At 39.2% G+C, this 21,975-nt stretch carries 18 protein-coding genes; 5 read left to right on the top strand and 13 right to left on the bottom strand.

Going from position 1 to position 21,975, the window contains the following annotated elements:
• Positions 1 to 126: 126 nt before the first annotated feature.
• The 8 genes from H5163_RS05865 to H5163_RS05900 form a co-directional block, all read right to left on the bottom strand.
• Positions 127 to 318, bottom strand: coding sequence for a DUF3185 family protein (locus H5163_RS05865; RefSeq protein WP_182734656.1), 192 nt, complete (start codon positions 316 to 318; stop codon positions 127 to 129).
• Between the two features lie 100 nt (positions 319 to 418).
• Positions 419 to 886 carry a nuclear transport factor 2 family protein gene (locus H5163_RS05870; RefSeq protein ID WP_182734657.1) on the bottom strand — a complete coding sequence of 156 codons (468 nt, stop codon included), beginning with the start codon at positions 884 to 886 and terminating at the stop codon, positions 419 to 421.
• Positions 887 to 1,306: 420 nt separating this feature from the next.
• Positions 1,307 to 1,669 (bottom strand): outer membrane protein assembly factor BamE, encoded by a 363-nt coding sequence (gene bamE / locus H5163_RS05875; protein WP_145241390.1) that lies wholly within the window; start codon positions 1,667 to 1,669, stop codon positions 1,307 to 1,309.
• Between the two features lie 415 nt (positions 1,670 to 2,084).
• Positions 2,085 to 2,498: a DUF4019 domain-containing protein gene (locus H5163_RS05880; RefSeq protein WP_145241388.1), complete on the bottom strand. Its 414-nt coding sequence runs from the start codon at positions 2,496 to 2,498 to the stop codon at positions 2,085 to 2,087.
• A 120-nt stretch (positions 2,499 to 2,618) separates the two neighbouring features.
• Positions 2,619 to 2,963, bottom strand: coding sequence for a 5-carboxymethyl-2-hydroxymuconate Delta-isomerase (locus H5163_RS05885; protein WP_182731460.1), 345 nt, complete (start codon positions 2,961 to 2,963; stop codon positions 2,619 to 2,621).
• A gap of 114 nt (positions 2,964 to 3,077) precedes the next feature.
• Complete coding sequence (gene hrpB / locus H5163_RS05890; protein WP_182734658.1) at positions 3,078 to 5,501, bottom strand: ATP-dependent helicase HrpB; 2,424 nt, start codon at positions 5,499 to 5,501, stop codon at positions 3,078 to 3,080.
• A 174-nt stretch (positions 5,502 to 5,675) separates the two neighbouring features.
• On the bottom strand, positions 5,676 to 6,170 hold the full coding sequence (locus H5163_RS05895) for a LuxR C-terminal-related transcriptional regulator (protein ID WP_257324018.1): 495 nt from the start codon (positions 6,168 to 6,170) through the stop codon (positions 5,676 to 5,678).
• 60 nt (positions 6,171 to 6,230) lie between these two features.
• A complete protein-coding gene (locus H5163_RS05900) occupies positions 6,231 to 7,982 on the bottom strand; it encodes a DUF5666 domain-containing protein (RefSeq protein WP_182734659.1) in 1,752 nt (583 codons plus the stop codon).
• A gap of 391 nt (positions 7,983 to 8,373) precedes the next feature.
• Here H5163_RS05900 and H5163_RS05905 point away from each other — a divergent pair, with 391 nt between their 5' ends.
• Positions 8,374 to 9,006: an RpiB/LacA/LacB family sugar-phosphate isomerase gene (locus H5163_RS05905; RefSeq protein WP_145241380.1), complete on the top strand. Its 633-nt coding sequence runs from the start codon at positions 8,374 to 8,376 to the stop codon at positions 9,004 to 9,006.
• Between the two features lie 332 nt (positions 9,007 to 9,338).
• Positions 9,339 to 9,536, top strand: coding sequence for a CsbD family protein (locus H5163_RS05910; protein ID WP_145241378.1), 198 nt, complete (start codon positions 9,339 to 9,341; stop codon positions 9,534 to 9,536).
• Between the two features lie 64 nt (positions 9,537 to 9,600).
• On the opposite strand, the gene H5163_RS05915 is transcribed toward H5163_RS05910, so the two are convergent.
• Positions 9,601 to 12,708, bottom strand: a complete 3,108-nt coding sequence (locus H5163_RS05915) for a VCBS repeat-containing protein (RefSeq protein ID WP_182734660.1) — start codon at positions 12,706 to 12,708, stop codon at positions 9,601 to 9,603.
• Between the two features lie 221 nt (positions 12,709 to 12,929).
• Here H5163_RS05915 and H5163_RS05920 point away from each other — a divergent pair, with 221 nt between their 5' ends.
• Complete coding sequence (locus H5163_RS05920; protein ID WP_310736440.1) at positions 12,930 to 13,097, top strand: hypothetical protein; 168 nt, start codon at positions 12,930 to 12,932, stop codon at positions 13,095 to 13,097.
• A 64-nt stretch (positions 13,098 to 13,161) separates the two neighbouring features.
• Here H5163_RS05920 and H5163_RS05925 read toward each other — a convergent pair whose 3' ends face one another.
• The 4 genes from H5163_RS05925 to metA form a co-directional block, all read right to left on the bottom strand.
• Complete coding sequence (locus H5163_RS05925; protein ID WP_182734661.1) at positions 13,162 to 13,920, bottom strand: hypothetical protein; 759 nt, start codon at positions 13,918 to 13,920, stop codon at positions 13,162 to 13,164.
• A gap of 326 nt (positions 13,921 to 14,246) precedes the next feature.
• Positions 14,247 to 16,877 carry a methionine synthase gene (gene metH, locus H5163_RS05930; RefSeq protein ID WP_182734662.1) on the bottom strand — a complete coding sequence of 877 codons (2,631 nt, stop codon included), beginning with the start codon at positions 16,875 to 16,877 and terminating at the stop codon, positions 14,247 to 14,249.
• 10 nt (positions 16,878 to 16,887) lie between these two features.
• Positions 16,888 to 17,955, bottom strand: a complete 1,068-nt coding sequence (locus H5163_RS05935; protein ID WP_182734663.1) for a homocysteine S-methyltransferase family protein — start codon at positions 17,953 to 17,955, stop codon at positions 16,888 to 16,890.
• Positions 17,945 to 18,892 carry a homoserine O-succinyltransferase gene (gene metA, locus H5163_RS05940; RefSeq protein WP_149982020.1) on the bottom strand — a complete coding sequence of 316 codons (948 nt, stop codon included), beginning with the start codon at positions 18,890 to 18,892 and terminating at the stop codon, positions 17,945 to 17,947. Before metA ends, H5163_RS05935 begins: the two co-directional genes overlap by 11 nt.
• 167 nt (positions 18,893 to 19,059) lie before the next feature.
• Here metA and H5163_RS21455 point away from each other — a divergent pair, with 167 nt between their 5' ends.
• On the top strand, positions 19,060 to 19,959 hold the full coding sequence (locus tag H5163_RS21455) for a DMT family transporter (RefSeq protein WP_182734664.1): 900 nt from the start codon (positions 19,060 to 19,062) through the stop codon (positions 19,957 to 19,959).
• A 93-nt stretch (positions 19,960 to 20,052) separates the two neighbouring features.
• Positions 20,053 to 21,726 (top strand): energy-dependent translational throttle protein EttA, encoded by a 1,674-nt coding sequence (gene ettA, locus H5163_RS05950; protein WP_145241364.1) that lies wholly within the window; start codon positions 20,053 to 20,055, stop codon positions 21,724 to 21,726.
• Positions 21,727 to 21,975: the final 249 nt, after the last annotated feature.

Raw genomic sequence — 21,975 nt, forward strand, 5'->3', positions numbered from 1 at the left:
CCTTTATACTATCTGCTGTTGTGCTTTAAACCATTGATAATAATATGAGCCAAATGTATTTAATAGCGTCGCAAATGTTAGTAGTTCTTCAAGTTAGATCATCTATCTTAAAAGAATCAGTTACTGTTAATTTTTAACTCTCAGCGCACCCAATACAATACAGACAACACCACCGACCATTCCAGCCCATGCCTCGATGGGTGTATCACCACTAAAAGTTCGCGTAATTTGCGCACTTGCAGAGTCATAAACGTCATAACCCCAAAAAGCCAGTGCAGCTCCAATACAGATCAGCACAATACCAATTACTTTATTCATTTTAATTCCTATTAAAGCTAAGAGAGGTAATCTCTAAAAATACGCTAAGATATTGATTTAAGCAAAAACTAAAAATAATCTTCACACCGCTATTTAAAAATTACTCATGGTATTTACGGATCACCGCAATCTTACCGTTTTCAATTTCCAGAACATCCATCAACGTTTGGGTGTATTCAATCAGTTGCTTGTTTTGCGGGTGCACACCTTTCGCGTGTTGCGTGTAACGAATCGCAATCGCGGTATTATTAAATATGAAAGTATCAAGTAACTTTGCTTCATATTCAGTGTGGGCACCTAGATAAAAAGTCATACCTTTGCGCATCATGGCCTTACCGTCAGGTGAACGAGAATCATCGCTTTGATAAGGTAGGTGTTGATTAGCAACATCGTCAGTGAGTAACGCTAAAAAAGCTTCTAGTTCTTTACTGCTAGCTTTAGGCGCCTGAGTTGCCGTCATGGTTGAAAAATATTGCTGGGCGAGTCCTTCTAGTTCGTTATTTACGTCTTTTGCATGTAAGTTAAAAGTTGCGATAACAACTAACAATAAAAAAGTAACGTATTTCATTATGCTCTCTTGCATTGTGTTTAATTATCACTCTATCAAAACAGCAACAAACTAAAATGTATAGTCTTTTTATAATAAATCACGCTTCGCCGGATGGTTTTATAAATACTCTTGAACTATAAATACCATCTAAAAGGTTGGCTTGTTCTGGACAATCTCAGTAAGCATGTAGCAAATCTTCTACAACTTAAGACCCATACCTTTTTAATTAAAGCATAATAAAATTAACACACTCAATAACTTATTTAAATAAAAAGTCATTAGACTAACAACCAGCCTATAATTTACTTTAAAATAAATATAAAACTTAATGACCATTTAATATAAAAAAGTGATTGATTTAGGGAGAGGATAAATAATAGGGGTATTACGACTGCTAAGCAGCCGTAATAGAAATGCGTTGAAATAGATAGTAACGAGTTATAGGTGTGAAGAACTACCTGCTGATTCATTGAATGATAAACCTGATACAATGCCTTTAGCATTAAAACGGATTGTTACATTCTTTGTCTCATTTTGAGAACCACCGACATGGCCTGCGTATGGAATAAAGCCTACACCACCGCCTTGACCTTCGCTGTAGCTGTATGTCCATACAACTTCGTCATTACCTATATCATTAACGCCCATAGGGTCGCCAATCGCTTCTTTGACTTGCTCTTGAGTTGTTTCGCCTTTTTTGAAGCCTTTTACAACTTCCATATCAAAATCACGGCCTTGTGAGGTGCTATTACATGCGGCCAAAACAAACGCCATTGCAATTGTTAATAATATCTTTTTCATGTCATTCCTTAATAATTATCTTTTAAATTCCATTTCAACGCGATTAAGCGCGTTAATTATGAACAAAAAAAATAAAATATCAACCCCAAATGGAAACATATTAAAGATAAAAAATTAATCAGTAAAAATGTATAATAAAATAAAAAACAAATACTATAATTATAAATATTTCAATCCCACTTATGATTAGATATTACTTTCCAACCCACTATAGCAACCATTTTATACCATGATTTCATTTGGATAACTTACTCACTAGTAGAGCACAACAATCCACAACTAAAGTAAATTAATGCAACATCAGCAACAATAAATGTCATTATCATTATTTTATTTTTGTAAACTCCAATTTTTAATAATTATTTTATATTTTTTATTTCGTTAAAAAATACAGCTGTAGTAATAATAGGTTAATTCACTGGATAAAATAACCAATCACTTGCCATTGCTCAGCAGATTTTTTTAATGTCACGGTTTCAATCGACTGTGCTTTATTTTCAAAATCAGTTTGAAACTCTAAAATCACATAATCACCGTCGGGCAGTTGCGGTATTGAGGTTAACACTTGACGACTGATACCTTCGCGAGATGTAACAGCACCTAGCGGCGTACGAACTTGCTCTAACTTAGATACCCAAAGCGCTTGCGGTACATTTTTTTGAAAAAACGCCCCAGCCTGCTGCCAACTGTTTGCGTATTTACCACTATCAACAACTTCTAACCAGCTAGTCGCAGGGGCGATTTCTGTTGATACATCAACAACCCTTAGCGTCTGAGACCACGTTAATGTGCTTATAAATAAACATAAAACAACAATTATATTTTTCATGGTGAGTCCTTTTTTCTATCAAGTTATTTTGCCTCAAGCACAAAATCACTGTTCAACTTTGCCATAAATGATTTTCAAAAAACAATCTGCACTGTCGAAGCATCGCTCACTATGTTCTGCTTAAAGCTGGCTTTTATTACAATATGTTGCCTTTTCAAAGTCACTGACATTCATTGCAATATTGTCGATATGTGGGAACATCTGAGTAAGTTTAGTCACTATCGCTTTTGATAATTCAGCTTTTTGCTCAGTCGTTCGCCCCTCCATTATATATCCAAAAACATGAATAAATTCGTGCTGTTTATTACCCACTAAATAACGATTATACGGGTTTACTCTGACTTTAATTTCATGCTCAGCGAACAAATCCGATGCGTTTGCAGTGTGATGAATTTGTTCATTAATGGTATCTTCATCATGATGAGTCAAGATACTCTGCGAGCAATCTATAATAAAGTGTGGCATTAAATAACTCCTTATTTATGCAGTCAATAAGTATTTAACTTACCTTTTTTTAAACTATAAAACACTGCTTAATAGTCAATTTTACTCTTGCTAACTTTGTCCTTGCTAACTCCTTCACATCTTACTTTTAACTTTACTCGTAGCCGCACTGGTGGCGGGGTTATCAGGCCAAAAGTGTTTTGGATAACGACCTTTCATTTCTTTTTGCACCTCCCGATAGCTGGTTTGCCAAAAGCCAGCAAGATCTTGTGTTAGTTGTAAAGGTCGTCTTGCTGGTGAGAGTAGTTCCATTAATAAGGGTAACTTGCCTTGCGCTAATATTGGCGTACTGGTCATGCCGTACACTTCTTGCATACGAACACTGAGTTTTGCAGGGCCGTCGAGTTGATATTCAATACGAATATTTGAGCCACTTGGAACTGACACTCTCAGCGGGAATAAATCATTTAACGCATTTTGTTGTTGCCAATTAAAACAACTTTGCAAGGCATTAAAGTAGTTAAACTTTTTCAACTGTTCGAGGGTTTTTATATCTTCCAGAAAAGCACCTAACCAAAGCTGTGCGTCATCGATTAAGCTTTGTTTAGTGATGACAGGAAATTGCTCCGGCACTAAATTACTGGCTAAACACATACGAATAAGTAACTGCTCACTGTCGCTTTGCTCATTAAATAATTCAAAGCCTTGTTTTTGAAATAAAGTTAACCACGCTTTCGCCCGCTCACTTTTATCAAGCGGATGTTTACTCGGTTGGCTAGTAACTGTAATTGCCCCTAGTTTGACTTCATCTTGATGAATAAAGCGCCCTGTTTTTTCGTCAAATTCACAGCGCGTTTGTGCAGTAAATAAATGTGTCAGTTCATCCTCAATCTCTGCAGGAGTAAACGCAACAGCTGCAAAAATACGACTGCCTTTTTGGCCTCCCATTGAAGCAATTGCAAGGTAGTCCTCGTTATGCCAATGCTCGTTGTTTAGCTCAGCACCTGCGCCATTGGCAAGCAAGTAACCATTGCCACGCTTTTTAGCTAATCGATCAGGAAAAGCAAACGCCACCAGCAAAGCCAAATAAGTGGTTTGTAGTTCGCGTACTTCAGTTAGCTTTAATCGCTTTAACCAAAATTTCAGTTGCTGTTTAAATACCGGATGTGGCCGAGCATGTTGGCTGTGTAATGCTAAGCTTAAATCTGCGGCATGGCTAATCCGACTCTCTAATAACGCAATTAAATACGCCGCTAATGTATAAATACCTGGCATCTGAGGTTCGAGTTGCTGCGCTTTAATTAGCATGTGCGCTAGGCGAATATCCGCGCCAAAACTTAGCATACGTGTACCGAGGGGGGTCAATTTATTGTTATTATCGAGCGCCTCTAACATTTGCAGTAATTTTGTTGCTTGCTGTATTTGTTGTGCTGTTGGACTATCTAACAAGCTTAGATCAGTTAACTCCGCGCCCCAGAATTTTGCCTCCAATAATAATTGGCTAATATCAGCACTTAAAATTTCTGGCGCATCATGCCTATTACGCCGCTCAAAGGTTTGTTTTGAACCAAGCCTATAAACTACACCGGGCTCAATACGCCCAGCCCGCCCAGCTCGTTGAATTGCCGATGAGCGAGAAATACTTTGTGTGGTGAGTTCAGTAACGCCAGTTTTTAAATTAAAACTAGCAGCGCGGCGCTTGCCACTATCAACCACAATACGAATACCTTCAATGGTTAAGCTAGTTTCGGCAACATTGGTGGTCAGCACCACTTTACGAGTACCTTTGGCCGCAGGGGCAATTGCAGCTTGTTGAGATGCTTTATCTTGTTCACCAAACAGAGTAACTACATGGCAATTTGCAGGCAAATCTGACAGCGCTTGTTGTACGCGGTTGATCTCATATTGACCGGGCAAAAAAACTAACGCACTGCCTGTTTGTTCAACTAAAGCTTGTTTGATAATACTGGCCATAGCGTCAAGCCAGCGGCTTTCATCTTTAATGGGTATGTAAATTTCATCGATGGGAAAGCTACGCCCGTGGGAACTAATAATTGAACAATCAAAAAACTGCTGATAGCGTTCGCTATCAAGGGTTGCCGACATCAATAAAATCGTTAAATCATCACGCAGTGCAGCTTGAGATTCTAATGCAAACGCTAATGCGGTATCGGCCGCAATAGAGCGCTCATGAAATTCATCAAATATCAGTAGGTCAACGCCACTGAGCTCTGGGTCGTTTTGTAGCATACGCGTGAGCATGCCCTCAGTAACAATTTCAAGGCGGGTATTAACACTGACTTTGGTTTCCTGCCTGATACGTAAACCAACGCTTTGCCCTACGGTTTCGTTTTGGCACTGTGCTAAATAGTTGGCAATATTACGTGCAGCTAAGCGACGCGGCTCAAGCATGACAATGTGCTTAAAGTGCCCGTCGCGCATCAACTGCAATGGTAACCATGTTGACTTACCCGCACCCGGTGGCGCTTGTAGTAAGGTAATCGGATCACTTTGTAATGTAGTAACGAGTTGTTGATATATGTCTTGAACCGGCAGCACAGCTATTTATCCTAAATTGCTTTGTTAGCATTGTAACAAAAAACAATTGTGTGGCAGCGATTGATACTATTAATATTTAATACACATCGGCGTTTTGTGTTATCAAATTAAATATTATTGAAACAGTAAACCGACTGAGCGCAACTACCTTTATTTATGAAAGACTTAAAAAACTTACAACAACATTTCAAAAAATAGAGCCGCGAGCTCATGCCTGCCAGTTACATCAGCCTTTTTATAAATAGCAGACGATTGATTACTAATGGTTTTTTCTGATTTATTTCGAATGCTAGCAATCTCTGATGTTGATAATCCCTTTACTAAAAATAGTGCAATCTCTTTTTCAGCAGCCGTTAATCCCCACTTTTGGAACTGCCCTTCAATTTCATTAAAAAATGCGACTTTAGAGTCTTCTAATTGCTGATTAAGAAGCCTTATATTTTCTTTCGAGACCTTTAACTGCGCCAAGTTTAACTTTTCATTAATAGTGCGCTTATGAATATCAATCACTAAATAAACGAACAATGCTAACGATAAAGCAATTAGCGTGATTTCTTGCCAAATATGCTTAGGTTCTATATTGCTTGAAATATCAGTTGATAAATCAATCAACTTAAAAATAACGATCATAATCAATGTGAATGAAATTAACTTATCTTTATGCATCATTTTTACCTAGCCATAAAAAAAGCCACAATAATGTGGCTTTATTTATTGTAATACGTTTCTTTACTTTAGCTCAGCTTCAGAAACAAGGATATATTTATTTTCCACCCATTGACCTTCAACTTCAATGGTACGACCCACGGCTAATGCCTCCATAAAAGTTATCAAATTTACATCTCGATCATTTAGCTCTAATTCTGCATTTTCCGATAACTGCACTTCGTAACCATTTAGCATAAAGCTCTTATTTGTTAAAAGCTGAGTAATGGTTCCTTCTAATTCAACATAGCCGACATGCTTATCATCGTTGCCATTGTCATCATCACCATCGTCACCTCGGTCTGCATCGCCTCCATCATCGTCGCTGCCATCATTATCATTGCGGCCAAGTTCAACCTTACCAAGAATAAATAAGTTATTAGTGTCGTATTGCCCTTCGACTTCAACACGATCTCCAACAATTAGTTGACTTAAAAACGTTGTAAAAGAAACTAATGCATCATCTATGATGTATTTTGCATCAGTAACTAACACTATTTCAGCACCGTTAACCGTAATTATATTGTTTGAAATTGCAGTTACTTGCCCTTTCATTTCCCATTCTTGTTGATATTCGTGTTGATCTTCTTTTTCAATTTTTAAAACACTAGGCAGTGGTGATGTTTGCAGGTAGGCAATTTCAACATAATCATTAATATTTAAAGTGGCAAAACTAAAGTACTGCTCATCATCATCTTCAAAACGGCTAAATTCATTAATTACATATACCACAGCATTAACGGTGATAGTTTTGTTTTCACGGTCTATATCTTCTATAACGCCTTTTACTTTACCGTCTGATGAATAAGAAGACTGTTTAAATTCGATAGAAGTGACTAAATTGTTATTAACATAAACCTCAACAAACATACCCACAGTTAAATCATTCAGTGCAGCCCCTTCAATCTCAACATCATTTGCATAGTCAAATATTTGCCCATTAACCCCAATAGATGTTGCGCTTACTTGGGTAATTAACCCCTCTATTTGGTAACGTAATACGCTATCATCATCAATATCAAGTGACTCTTTAACGGTTCTAGCATCAACCTTATTGGCAACCATTACCCCGTCAACTAAATTGCCTTCAACTTTAACATAGGTATTGTTTGCTAATACGCCATCAATTACAGCCGAGCTATAATCAATAACAACGCCATTAATAGTAAACTGTAATGTTGCCTCGTCTAAATTAGATACAATCCCAGCGGTATATTCATGCCCATCATTACTTTCATCGGTGTCGGCTTTAATGTATGACGCTAAAAAAGTACCGTCTGCTTGCGGGTAGCCGCTTATCTCGACCCTTTGCCCAACACCAATCAATGTCTCTGAAGTATCAATAAAGTGCGTTAAATCATTATAAAAAACAACTGTATTCGCAATCCGTATTTGACTATTGTTACGATCAATACTTTGAATTACACCTTCAACTTCAGTGTCGTATGCCACGTCTTGCGCAACCCATTCGTCTAAGTCATTTTGTTGCGCTGAAAAACTAATTTTCATACCAACACTAAGCGCGCTTAATTGAGTGTTTAAGCCATTTTTCCTAATATTACTCGTATCAGTATTATATTTAATACCATCAACATAAATACTCCCAAAGCCAGTGATCGTACCTTGTGTTACAACAAGCTTAGGAGAAATTGAAACGGGAGGGGTTATCGGATTAACAACTATAGAGTCTGGTTGTTCACTTTGATTAGAGCCACCGCAAGCGGTCAATATGGTAAGTGCGCTTAAAGTGAATATATGTTTACTCATTTTTTTCATACTAATAATCCTAGGGTTAATTGTATTTACTGAATACATACTTCAACAACACTATTGACCTAGCTATTGCTTTAGTAAATAGGTAATTTTACCTACGTTTTTAACATGCTGTTTTTTATAAAAGAAAAAGCAAGCTAGGGGTATTAGGATTAAGGTAACCACAATAATGAATAAAAACATCTGCTGTTATGTAATTAACAAAAAACTGAAAACATCGAGTTATGCATAGCCACTATTTAGAAAAAGGGAAGCAAAACTCAAAGTTCGAATAGGTTACTAATTATTCTCAGGCAACTTACATAAGTAATAATATGTAATAGACAACAATATTTGCCACCGGTAGCATTGATATGTAGAATCAACTCAACGTTAACAAAATTGGTAGAGTCAAATGAAAATCGCATTAATGAACGAATTCAGTCAAGCGGCAAAAAACCCTACAGTACTTGAACAGCTTAACACTGTGGCTAATGCCCAAAATCACCAAGTATTTAATGTAGGTATGGATGGCGATAACGATCATCGATTAACCTATATTCACCTTGGGATCATTGCAAGCCTACTGCTCAACTCAAAAGCGGTAGACTTTGTAGTTACCGGTTGTGGTACTGGCCAAGGCGCGTTAATGGCGAGCAATGCATTTCCTGGTGTAACATGTGGCTACTGCATTGACCCATCTGATGCCTACCTGTTTGCGCAAATAAACAATGGCAATGCACTCGCTTTACCCTATGCCAAAGGCTTTGGCTGGGGCGCTGAGCTTAATATTAGATACATATTCGAAAAAGCATTTACCGGCGAAAAAGGCCAAGGGTATCCTGCAGAGCGTAAAGAATCTCAAGTAACAAATGCAGGTATTTTAAATCAACTAAAAGCAGATGTAGCTAAAGATTACTTAAGCGCACTTGAAGCCATTGATCCTGAGCTGATTAAACAAGCCATTGGCGGCCCACGTTTTCAAGAGTGTTTTTTCACACATTGCCAAGACGACGCAATTGCTGCATTTGTTAAAGCGCGTATTTAAATATATCCGGTATTCGTACTGACTCTAATTAATACGCACACGCCAATGTAATATATAAATTTCATTGGCTTTTTTATATGAAATAGTTAAAGGAAAATTCTAAAAAGTGAATTACCCACACAAATATTAATAATCAATCCCTACTTTTCAAGGTCGTAATAATTACACACATTAACGTAATAATTAAGCACACAATCTAAGAGCTACCGAGAGAATAGATCGTAAAGCAATGATTTAAAATGAAATAAAATAAATATCTAGCATGGTATAGAGTTTGCTCTTTAATAACTGAACACGACAAGAAAATCACTTATCTATACAAGGAGTAAATTATGAATAGCGATCGTATTGAAGGTAATTGGAAAGAACTTAAAGGTAAAGCGCAACGTAAATGGGGCGACCTTACCAACGATGATTTAGATAAAATTGAAGGTAGTCGTAAGGAGCTTGTTGGTAAAATTCAACAAGCATACGGTAAATCGAAAGAGGAAGCTGAGCGCGAAGTTGATGAGTTTGAGAAAGGCCATTAACCTAAAGCATAGCAACTGCTTTTATGAAAAAACCGCCACTTGGCGGTTTTTTATCTATAGTAAGTTATTTTCTATAAATTTGTCGACGTCTACCAAGAAGAGAAAACGATAGCAATGCAATTAGATAATAGATGCCACCACCTGAGCTTGAACTAGACTCAGATGAAGGCGCACCTTGCTTACCTTCAACATTCACGGTGACAGTTTGAGTCGCAGAGCTAGCAAACTTATCTTTAGCGATATAGCTAAAAGTAATCGTATGACTTTCTTCTTCAGTTGGAGTTAATTTAAACAACCCAGTATCAGCTTCAAAGCTAAAACTCCCTGAATTAGGCTCAGTTACTAGCTCATATTCAATCGTATCATCGTCATTATCTAGTGCTGAAAAACGGCCATTTACTTCGCTATTATAAGACGTTTTATAGGTTAAATTTTGAGCTTGTGGAGTCGTGTTTTTAAACTCGATAACTACATTATGTATTTGGGTTTCTATTAAAGAATCTCTGACTGTATAGCTTACTGACACTGGCTCAAGTGACTCCCCACTTGGCGAAAATGTAACACTCCCAGATGCAGCATCGATTAACTGAATCTGTCCATGCGCAGGCGTATTTTTAATATCAAATACCAGATTTTCTTCATCTTCATCTAGCCCCTCAAGGTTAAAATTAAGTGGCGTATTCCAATGTGTTTGCAGTGTCATGTTATTTGCAACCGGAGCCGTATTTGTCAAATCTAATGTTAAACTTGCTACAGCCGAACGCGCACGCCCTTTAACGGTGTAGTAGTTAAGCACATCAGTACCGGTTGTAACTCCAGAAGGAACATAAGTCAACAACCCCGCTTTCCTATCACTGAACTCTACTTTGCCTAAGGCTGGTCTTTGATCCAATACAACATAGTCAATATCATCAGCAACAGGTAAATCTATTTGAATACTTGATAACACGTGACCTGAATAGCTAATATTATCTGGTTTAGCTAAAGGTACAGCCGTTTGGTTAGAAAACACTTCTAATGACTTACCTGACAACAGTGTATAGTCAATATTATTGAACGTCGTACTTGCTAACCAACTAGCTTCGTTAGCTCTGTCGATCCTATATGAAATCGTATTATTATCTAAATCGTACTCACCAAATTGATCTGAACACGAATATTGCACAAATCCCGCTCTTACTGATACCAAGTTATTTAAAGTGCCTTGGCACACTTCAGCGATTAATGTTTCTTGACCGTTTAAAGCTACCTTATACAGCGACCCACTAGAGCTAGACGCTACTAAAGATTGTTCTCCGTTAGCAATAACATTAACTAAACCGTTAAAGCTTTGGCTTAGGGTAACCTTCATAATGGTATTGTTAGAATAATCATAACCAACTAGAGAACCATCCACTAAACTAACAATGTCGATATTGTCATTGTTAATAAAGCTTCCAGTTACTATTGAGCTCATTCCACGCCAAGAAAAACCCAAACTAGGCGATATTTTTAACACTTCCCCTGTTTGTCCATTTAAGACCTTGAAAAAATTCCCTTCACTGCCGGTATGTTCAGCACCATTGCCTACAATTATTTCTAGCTTGCCATCATTGTTGATATCAAACGCAGTTAACGCACTGACATAATCACCGCTACCAAGCTTTGTTTGAAATATCTCCTCACCACTATCAGGAGAAAAAACCTGAACATTTGCATCATATATTGCAGAACTACCAGAAATTATATAATTTTTACCGTCATTGAATAAATCAGCGGTAGTAATCAAAGTATTACTATCCCAGTCATTTTTCAGCTCAATATTTGTAAGAATTCTAGTTTTTGTTTTTGTATCAACAACATATAGAGAATTACTATCAGTTAGTGTGTAAAGTACATCTAAACTTCCATTATTATTGATATCAGCAAGCGCTAAAGATTTATTAGAATATTGCTTAATTTTTTTAGACCATTGCTTAGTTTTATCATCCACATTATGGATCTGAAACTCATCTTCACCTGAAGATGAATAACCCGCTCCCCAAGCAATATCCTGTTTGCCGTCACCGTTAAAATCGTCAACGACAATACCTGACACACCATGTCCAGGATTTTTTATACTCCAAAACTCAATACCAGTTGTAAGTGAAAGCGCGTACAACTGACCCCACTGGCCGTCACCGTAAACTAAATCATCGATGCCGTCTTTATTGATGTCTGCAACAATAACTTTATCAATATCTTGGCCACTCTGAGCTGTCCACAAAACTTTTTCTGTACTTGGGCTCAACATCTCTATGCTTTTCCAACTCTGCCCATTAATTACTTCGTCTAAGCCATCGTTATTTATATCCACTGCTATCAGGTGTTCGCCACTAGCATTTAAATTAAGTTGTTTATGCAGCACAAACGTATCATTTTCAAACCGAAAAACCGCACCATCACTAAATAGGATTTCTTTAACGTTAGCTTGAGTAAATGATCCCAGAACAAATTTTTGCTGTGCATTTTTAAGTGCTGCTAACTCAGACAGATCAAGAGCATTGAGCACTAACAGCTCATTGTTTCTATAAACAATAATCTCATCTTTGCCATCATTATTTATATCAAAAGCATCGACTGAATCAGCATTATAATAATCAAAAGTTAGCTCCGTGCTTAGTTCAACCTTTTGAGTGACTAAATTAACCTTTTTTAAAAATTTGCCTTCTAATACATATAAATAATAGGTATCAGTCACATTATCTTTTAACAGTGCTGTATCTTGAATACTGCTGTCAAAATCATAACGAGCTGTTACCTGATACTCATCCTTCGTATATTCAATGATATTAAAGCTGCTCTGTTGGGCAGATATAATATGCATACTATTCAACCCTGTTAGCGCTGTAACATATAAGCCTTTTTGACCCATAGAGTTGTCTAATGAGAAATCACGAAATACACTTGTAAGTTCAATATTTTGGTTGTTAGTAGCAGTTTGAAAAGATGTATTATTTTTTGAAGGTGTAGATAATTTAGCTTTTGTAGTTAAGCTATCGAAGTGTGACTTATCAAAATTTATTTTTTGACCGTTAACTAAAACAGCATCACCATAGGTATTTTCTTGAGTATTTTGTAAGTGTTCTGCATCAGTAGCATTTACTGAATAAGCACTCATCATGAGTAAAGTAAAGCAAGATAATTTAATCAATTCCCTAATCCTTTGTATTTTATTTTTAATTATAATGATCCATTAGCACCAGCATTATATAACCAAACATTTAAAAATAAAGAACCTATTAACAAAATCCAACAAAGGTTAACAAAGGTTAACAAAGTTAAAGAGTGGCTAGCACCGAGTAATGCATAACCATAACTTCGCAAATTTAAAACCAAACTCAATGGCCAATAGGTAACGAACTATTCATATGTATCTTAAATCAACTAAAAGCAGATGTAGCTAAAGATTACTTAAGCGCACTTGAAGCCATTGACCCTGAGCTGATTAAACAAGCCATTGGCGGTGCTCGTTTTCAAGAGTGTTTTTTCACACATTGCCAAGACGATGCAATTGCGGCATTTGTTAAAGCGCGTATTTAATAAAATAGCGCCCTATATTTAAGGGAAGCACACTCCCCTTTTTTGCATCTAAGATAATTAACTTTTAACTTCCAGTGTTTATAATATCCTGAGACAAAATACGCTTATCGTCTTTGTATACTTCAAGCCAACCTGATGGCGAGGTATCACAGCCGATCACTGTAACTTGTAATACATAGCTGTAACGGCCATTGTTAAATGTGTAGCTATGGTTACCACCGCTACCGTCAAACTTTATATCGCCATTAACTAAAACAATATCTGGTTTATCACTGAGTTTTTTATCAATACTCCACGATACATAGCGGAAGTTTCCATCCCCTAAGTCATCGATACGAATACGGAATTTAGCCGTTTGCCAATCTAAAATAGGCTCTGCAAAAGTATTAACACTTGGGTGCAGCGCTTGTTTATCAGCTGCTATTAAACGTTTCGCTAGCAACTGCTCTTTGGCTGTTTGGTAATTTATACCGATAATTTTACCGTTGCTATCAACCCAAACGATGCCACTATTTAGCATAATGCCGCGCCAGCCCACCTTATCCCAGTCAGTATCGATATTTGAATTGGCAATCTGTGCAGTCAGCTGCGGATCAAATACCTGCTCGAAACGTTCGACTAACTCAGCTTGATTATTAATAGCAGGCACTGGATAGCTGCGCTTTAACGGATAACTAACCAGCGCAGCAACCGCCGCTTTATCATCATCTTTAAACACGGCAATAATAGATGAAATATTTTGATGATACTGCTGCTCAAGCGCAAACGTATTTGATGCGAAAAGTAGAGATAAGCACAGTAAAGTGAGATTTAGAAACTTCATGTGTAGCCCTTTAGTTAAAATATTGATTAATAAGGAGACGTAAAGAAACTAGGCGTTAGGTAAAAGTCAAAGACAAGAAACAATCCCCTTATATCTACAGTTATAATTACAGTTTTTAAGTCGTTGCGAATCATTATAAGTTTACGCCTAGATAAATTCATAATGCTATTTTAGTGACTTATCCCCTACCAACATGACTTAAATTGCATCATTGAATAACTCCACCAAACAAAGGTAATAAATCACCAGCTTATACAATTATTATTCATAAAAAAACGAGCCTAATTTGACTCGTTTTTACTTATCACTTACCGCTTAAAGCTGCCCTATTCCGGCTCATACCCCAAATTAGGCGACAGCCACCTTTCGGCCTCTTCCAGCGTCATGTTGGTACGTTTAGCGTAGTCTTCAACCTGATCCTTTTGTACTGCCGCTACGGCGTAGTATTTAGCCTCAGGGTGAGAGAAGTACCAGCCTGATACCGCTGCGCCGGGCCACATGGCGTATGAGCTGGTGAGCTGCATGCCAATGCGCTTTTCAGTGTCGAGTAGTTGCCAGATTTTCTTCTTCTCAGTGTGCTCTGGACACGCTGGGTAACCGGGTGCAGGGCGAATACCTTGATAGTTTTCACGAATAAGATCTTCATTCGCAAGGTTTTCGTCTGGGGCAAAACCCCAATATTCTTTACGCACTTGTTCGTGTAAGTACTCAGCAAAGGCTTCGGCGAGTCTATCTGCCACCGCTTTTACCATTATTTTGTTGTAGTCATCTTGCTGTGCATCGAACGCATCAGCTAAGTCGTCTTCTTCAAGACCGCCTGTTACAGCAAATGCACCAAAGTAATCAGGCGTGCCTTTCGGGGCGATATAATCAGCTAAGCAGTAGTTAGCAAAGTCGGTTTTTTCTGTTTGCTGACGTAAATGGCACGATGTGGTTAATAGTTCAGCGCGAGTTTCGTCTGTGTATATTTCAATATCGTCACCCACGCGATTAGCTGGGAATAAACCAATTACGCCAAGCGGTTGCAAACTGCCTGACTTTTCAAGATCGTCTAACATGTCGTTGGCGTCTTTAAATAAGCTTTGCGCCTGCTCGCCAACCACTTCATCAGTCATGATACGTGGGTATTTACCGGCGATTGACCAGGTCATAAAGTACGGCGTCCAGTCTATGTATTGTCGTAAAGTGGCTATCGAGACATTTTTAAACTCTGTCACGCCCAGCTTTTTCGGCACCGGTGGAGTGTAATTATCCCAATCAAGCTTGGCGGCGTTGTCGCGGGCACGTTGAATAGTAACCGGTTTTGAACGTGGTTTTTTGCGTGCTTGCTGCTCGCGTACTTTGACATATTCAGCGCTGGTTTTTGCTAAAAATTCAGCTTTATGCTCTTTCGACAATAAGTTAGAAACCACGCCTACAGCGCGACTGGCGTTATTTACATAAACCACGCCTTTGTCATATTGTGGCTCGATTTTAACGGCAGTATGCGCTTTTGAGGTAGTCGCGCCACCAATCAATAGCGGTAGTTCAAAACCACGGCGCTTCATTTCTTTGGCAACATGTACCATTTCATCAAGCGATGGTGTAATCAGTCCTGATAAACCAATAATATCGGCTTTTTCATCAATCGCGGTTTGCAGTATTTTATCGGCAGGCACCATTACGCCTAAGTCGATAACTTCATAGTTATTACATTGCAGTACTACGCCAACAATATTTTTACCAATATCATGTACGTCACCTTTAACGGTGGCCATCACGATTTTACCGTTAGTAGCCCCTTCTTCTTTTTCAGCTTCAATGTAAGGGTCTAGGTAGGCCACAGCGCGCTTCATCACTCGCGCTGATTTAACGACTTGCGGTAAGAACATTTTACCTGCGCCAAATAAATCGCCTACCACATTCATGCCGTCCATTAACGGCCCTTCAATCACATGAATAGGTTTATCGGCAGCAGCACGGCATTCTTCGGTGTCTTCATCTATAAAGGTAGTAATGCCTTTAACAAGAGCATGTTCAAGGCGCTTTTCGACCGGCCAAGTACGCCATTCTAAATCCTCTACGCGTTCGGCTTGTGCCATGCCTGAGTATTTAGGTGCCAACTCAACTAAACGTTCACCTGCACCTGGATCGGTATTTAAAATAACGTCTTCAACGGCTTTTCGCAGCTCCGCTGGAATATCATCATACACAGCGAGTTGCCCTGCATTAACAATTCCCATATCCATACCCGCTTGAATTGCGTGATATAAAAATACTGAGTGAATAGCCTCTCGCACGGGGTTATTCCCACGAAACGAGAACGATACATTCGACACCCCACCCGACACTTTACAGTGTGGCAAGTTTTGCTTAATGCGACGTGTACCTTCAATAAATTCAACTGCGTAGTTGTCGTGCTCTTCAATACCGGTTGCTACCGCAAAGATGTTGGGATCGAAAATAATATCTTCTGGCGCAAAGCCAATTTCATCCACCAAAATGCGGTAACTACGCTGACAAATTTCAAACTTGCGATCGGCTGTATCTGCTTGGCCGTCGGTATCAAACGCCATAACCACTGCAGCGGCGCCAAAACGTTTAATAATTTTAGCTTGGCGAATAAATGGCTCTTCACCTTCTTTTAGCGAGATTGAGTTTACAATTGCCTTGCCTTGAATACACTTTAAGCCCGCTTCAATGACTTCCCACTTAGAAGAGTCGACCATAATTGGCACGCGAGAAATATCAGGCTCGGAGGCAATCAAATTTAAAAATTTCACCATGGCGGCTTTTGAGTCCAGCATGGCTTCATCCATGTTGATATCAATAACCTGTGCGCCGTTTTCTACTTGCTCGCGGGCAACATTAAGCGCGGTCTCGTAATCTTCTTCCATGATCAAACGTTTGAACATGGCTGAGCCGGTCACATTGGTACGTTCGCCAACGTTGGTAAATACTGCTATTTTTTGTGTCATCTCGGCTACCTTAGTTTAAATTACACGCTTCAAGGCCTGATAAGCGCATACGCACTTCAAGCTCTGGCAATAGGCGAGGTTTAACACCTTCAAGCCCTTTCGCAAATGCCCTGATGTGTGCAGGTGTGGTACCACAACAACCGCCAACAATATTGATAAAGCCAGACTTGCCCCAATCGATAATTTCTTGAGCCATTTCAGGTGCTTCTAAATCATATTCCCCAAACTCGTTCGGTAAACCAGCATTGGGGTGAACAGAGACAAAGGTTTCGCAAACACGCGATAGTTCTTCTACATATTGGCGCAATAAATCTGGACCTAGCGCGCAGTTCAAGCCAATTGAAATTGGCTTTATATGACGAATAGAATTATAAAATGCTTCGGTGGTTTGCCCTGACAGCGTACGGCCCGAGGCATCGGTTATGGTGCCAGAGATCATCACAGGCAACTTGCGCCCTGCTTGTTCAAACGCTTCTTCAACCGCGAATGAAGCCGCTTTTGCATTAAGCGTATCAAAAATTGTTTCTATCAAAATTAAATCAACACCACCTTCCATTAAAGCAAGGGTTGATTCAACATACGCGGTGACTAACTTATCAAACGTGACATTGCGATAACCGGGGTCGTTCACATCCGGTGAGATTGAACAGGTTTTTGAGGTTGGCCCTAAAACACCCGCAACATAGCGTGGTTTTGCTGGATTTTTAGCAGTAAACTCATCACAAATACTGCGTGCTAATTTAGCTGACTCTAAGTTTACTTCACGGCTGATGCTGGCCATATCGTAATCTTCCATCGAAATTGTAGTCGAATTAAAGGTGTTGGTTTCGATAATATCGGCACCTGCACTTAAAAAGCCACGATGAATATCAGCAATAATTTTTGGTTGTGTAATGCTTAATAAATCATTATTACCTTTAATTAGCACATGCCAGTCTTTAAAGCGCTCGCCACGGTAATCGTGTTCTTCTAATTTGTGTTCTTGGATCATGGTACCCATAGCACCATCAAGAATTAAAATACGCTGTTTTAACGCTTCAATTAACTCGGCGCTTTTGTTTTCTAAATTATTCGGCATAGTTGTTAGTCCTTACGGCTTGGCTAACTAAATTAATATCATAGGGTGTGGTTTGGTACACATAATAATTTAACCAATTCGAAAACAGTAAAAAGGCATGGCTTTGCCAAGTTTTCGACGGTTCGTTATCTGGGTTGTTCTCTGGAAAGTAATTTTCAGGCAATGGCGCATCAGGGCCTTTTTCTAAATCGCGCTGATATTCGCCTTTTAAAGTGTCTGCATCATACTCAGGATGCCCGGTAATATACACTTGGCTGCCGGATTTATTTTTTATTAAGTAAGCGCCTACTTGCTCTGAACCTGCCAGCACAACTAAGTCATCACAAGCGTTAATTTTTTCAATATCAATATGACCATAACGCGAGTGCGGCACTACAAAGGTATCGTCAAAACCACGCGTTAAGGCTCCATGTTCAAAGTAACACTTATGGGTAAACACGCCACAGAGCTTATTTTCTTTTAGTTCACGCTTTAGATTATAATGATGAAATAAACCCGCGTGAGCCGCCCAACACGAAAATAATGTTGAGGTTACATGCTGCTCCGCCCAATCTAAAATTACTTTTAGTTCATCCCAGTAGGCTACATCGTCATATTCTAAATGTGCCAATGGTGCGCCGGTAATGAGTAATGCATCGTAATTGTTGTCTTTCACTTCAGAGAAATAACGGTAAAAAGTGTCTAAATGCTGCTCTGAATTGCTACTGCTGCGATGAGTGTCTAAACGTAGAAGCTCTACATTCACTTGTAAGGGTGAATTAGCGAGCAAACGAATAAATTGCACCTCGGTTTCTACCTTATTAGGCATTAAGTTTAAAATCGCCAAGCGCATCGGACGGATCTCTTGGGTTTTAGCGCGGCTTTTTGGCATTACGAATACGTTTTCTTGACGTAACTTCGCAATTGCGGGCAATTCATCTTTAACGGTAATAGGCATACTCATCTCCAAGGCATAATTAACCAATGGCTAATTATGAACGGATAGCTGGAAATTTCAACCTCTAGATGTTTAGATGTCCAAATGAGTTTATTTTAACTATTCTTTTGCATTCTAAAAACCGCTCGCCATAATGCGCCTGTTGATTTTATTTTAAGGTGGTAAACGTGATTGATTGGCTAGGCTTAGGAGAACTTTTTGCTATATTAGCAGCTATTGTTTGGGCGCTTTCGACCATTTTATATAAAGGTTTTAGCCATCACTTAACGCCTATGCAGCTAAACATCAGTAAAGGCGTGTTAGCAAGTGCCATGATGTTAGTGACTATTGCGATTACTCAAGACGCTGCACTACCACATCATCTGACAAGCTGGCTTTGGCTAATTGCTGGCGGGGTTATTGGGATTGCGATTGGCGATAGCGCCTATTTTACTGCGCTGCGAAATATTGGCCCTGCTCGCACGTTAGTTATTGAGTCCCTTGCTCCAGCCCTTGTGGGGGTTTTTAATATCCTGCTATTAAATCATTATTTATCGCCATTTGCATGGTGCGGTATTGTACTTACAACCATTGGCGTAGTAATAGCAATCAAGCCTGAAAAAACATTGCCACAGGTTGATCATCAACATTATCGCAAAGGTGTTTTATGTGCCCTTGCAGCTGCTATCTGCCAAGCGCTCGGTATGGTGATGTCTAAAGGCGCACTCAATAATGAGCATATGAGTAGCTTATGGGCGGCATTAATTAGATTAGCAGCAGGTACGATGACTGTGGCCTTAGTTGTTGCAGTGTTTAAAAGCAGTGAATTTAAACAAGCACTAACTCTAAGGGGAATTAGCGGCAAACAATGGTTTTTTGCGGCTGTGTTTTTAGGCACTTTCCTTGGTTTATGGCTTCAACTTGGCGCAGTTAAATATACCGATCCAGCCATTGCACAAACGATTTTCGCAACCGCGCCATTAATTGTAATGAGCATTGGTTTTATAAAGCGCGAGCCCGTTACCAATAAAATGTTAATAGGCGGCTTGCTTGCTTTAATCGGTGTAGGAGTATTGCTCGCGAATTAGCACATTGTTATTTGGTTGATTCGTTGACTGTTTCACCTGTGAGCCACTACAATACAACATTGAAATTTTTATTATTATTTGAAGGCTCCTTCCATGGTTTTACCTGATAAGTTTATTTTCTCGATGAGTCGAGTATCTAAGGTTGTGCCACCTAAGCGCACTATCTTAAAAGATATTTCTTTGCATTTTTTCCCGGGCGCAAAAATTGGTGTACTTGGTTTAAACGGTTCTGGTAAATCAACGTTGCTACGTATTATGGCCGGCCTTGATCAAGAGTTTGAAGGTGAGGCATATCCTCAACCGGGCACTAAAATTGGTTACTTACCGCAAGAGCCTATTCTAGATGAAAGCAAAACGGTTCGTGAAACTGTGGAAGAAGCAGTCAGCGAAGTTAAAAACGCGCTTAACCGTCTTGATGAAGTATATAACGAATACGCGATGGAAGATGCTGACTTTGACGCACTAGCCAAAGAGCAAGGTGAGCTTGAAGCAATTATTCAAGCCCACGATGGTCATAACATCGACAACGTATTAGAGCGCGCCGCAGATGCCCTGCGCTTACCTGAGTGGGATGCTAAAATTGAATTCTTGTCAGGTGGTGAGCGTCGCCGAGTGGCTATCTGCCGCTTATTGCTTGAAAAACCAGATATGCTTATCCTCGATGAGCCGACTAACCACTTAGATGCAGAATCTGTAGCATGGCTTGAGCGCTTCTTGCATGATTACGAAGGCACTGTTGTGGCGGTAACCCATGACCGTTACTTCCTCGATAATGTAGCTGGCTGGATATTAGAGCTTGACCGTGGTGAAGGTATTCCATGGGAAGGTAATTATTCTTCTTGGCTTGAGCAAAAAGATGCGCGCCTGCAGCAAGAGCAAAAGTCTGAAAAAGCCCGTCAAAAATCAATTGCACAAGAACTTGAGTGGGTACGTTCAAACCAAAAAGGTCGTCAAGCTAAGTCAAAAGCGCGTATGTCGCAATTTACTGAAATGCAGCAGTCTGATTACCAAAAACGTAATGAAACCAACGAGCTATTTATTCCACCTGGACCACGTTTAGGTGATCAAGTTATTGAAGTTAAAAACTTGAAGAAAAGCTTTGGCGATCGCGTGTTAATTGATGATCTAAGCTTTACTGTGCCTAAAGGCGCAATTGTTGGCATTATCGGTGCCAATGGCGCAGGTAAATCAACGCTGTTTAAAATGCTCAGCGGTGAAGACAAACAAGACAGCGGTGAAATTAACCTAGGTGAAACGGTTGAACTGGCAACCGTTGATCAGTTCCGTGGCAATATGGATGACAGCAATACTGTTTTCCAAGAAATTTCAAACGGCCAAGACGTACTAAAAATTGGTAACTTTGAATTCCAAAGCCGTGCCTATGTTAGTCGCTTTAACTTCAAAGGTAACGATCAGCAAAAATTTGTTAAGGACTTGTCAGGTGGTGAACGCAACCGCTTACACTTAGCTAAGTTATTAAAAGCCGGTGGCAACGTTATCCTGCTGGATGAGCCAACCAATGATTTGGACGTTGAAACATTACGTGCCCTTGAGAACGCTATTTTAGAATTCCCAGGCTGCGTTATGTGTATCTCGCATGACCGTTGGTTCTTAGACCGTATTGCAACACATATTCTTGATTACCGTGACGAAGGCCAAATTAACTTCTTCGATGGTAACTACACTGAATATGAAGAATGGCTTAAAAAGACCTTAGGCACTGCGGCTACGCAACCTAAGCGTATTAAGTACAAAAAGATAGGTTAAGTTCTAGGTTCTAAACATTTTTTAAGCCCCATATTTATGTGGGGCTTTTTTTATTAACCTGGAATATAGATCAGAGATTCACGATCCAGAGTTCAGCTTATACCAATCGTGTTAAGTTACTGACCATTTATAGCGACAGATAAATGGAGTGATAACAAGACATAAATTTTGACATGTAGTTGTTCTACATGAAAAATTTATAACGCAGTTAGCGCTTTATTTAGCTCGCTAGAATGGTTAAATATTTAA

The sequence above is a fragment of the Pseudoalteromonas sp. SG44-8 genome (assembly GCF_014164125.1).
Taxonomy (GTDB): Bacteria; Pseudomonadota; Gammaproteobacteria; order Enterobacterales; family Alteromonadaceae; genus Pseudoalteromonas; species Pseudoalteromonas rhizosphaerae.

Excerpts from the sequence above, each read along its gene's own strand:
- metA (WP_149982020.1), bottom strand. The coding sequence starts at position 18,892 with ATGCCTATTACCGTTAAAGATGAATTGCCCGCAATTGCGAAGTTACGT.
- H5163_RS05870 (WP_182734657.1), bottom strand. The coding sequence starts at position 886 with ATGAAATACGTTACTTTTTTATTGTTAGTTGTTATCGCAACTTTTAAC.
- H5163_RS05865 (WP_182734656.1), bottom strand. The coding sequence starts at position 318 with ATGAATAAAGTAATTGGTATTGTGCTGATCTGTATTGGAGCTGCACTG.
- H5163_RS05935 (WP_182734663.1), bottom strand. The coding sequence starts at position 17,955 with ATGCCGAATAATTTAGAAAACAAAAGCGCCGAGTTAATTGAAGCGTTA.
- H5163_RS05900 (WP_182734659.1), bottom strand. The coding sequence starts at position 7,982 with ATGAAAAAAATGAGTAAACATATATTCACTTTAAGCGCACTTACCATA.
- H5163_RS05885 (WP_182731460.1), bottom strand. The coding sequence starts at position 2,963 with ATGCCACACTTTATTATAGATTGCTCGCAGAGTATCTTGACTCATCAT.
- bamE (WP_145241390.1), bottom strand. The coding sequence starts at position 1,669 with ATGAAAAAGATATTATTAACAATTGCAATGGCGTTTGTTTTGGCCGCA.
- H5163_RS05925 (WP_182734661.1), bottom strand. The coding sequence starts at position 13,920 with ATGAAGTTTCTAAATCTCACTTTACTGTGCTTATCTCTACTTTTCGCA.
- ettA (WP_145241364.1), top strand. The coding sequence starts at position 20,053 with ATGGTTTTACCTGATAAGTTTATTTTCTCGATGAGTCGAGTATCTAAG.
- H5163_RS05910 (WP_145241378.1), top strand. The coding sequence starts at position 9,339 with ATGAATAGCGATCGTATTGAAGGTAATTGGAAAGAACTTAAAGGTAAA.
- H5163_RS05905 (WP_145241380.1), top strand. The coding sequence starts at position 8,374 with ATGAAAATCGCATTAATGAACGAATTCAGTCAAGCGGCAAAAAACCCT.
- H5163_RS05880 (WP_145241388.1), bottom strand. The coding sequence starts at position 2,498 with ATGAAAAATATAATTGTTGTTTTATGTTTATTTATAAGCACATTAACG.
- H5163_RS05895 (WP_257324018.1), bottom strand. The coding sequence starts at position 6,170 with ATGATGCATAAAGATAAGTTAATTTCATTCACATTGATTATGATCGTT.
- metH (WP_182734662.1), bottom strand. The coding sequence starts at position 16,877 with ATGACACAAAAAATAGCAGTATTTACCAACGTTGGCGAACGTACCAAT.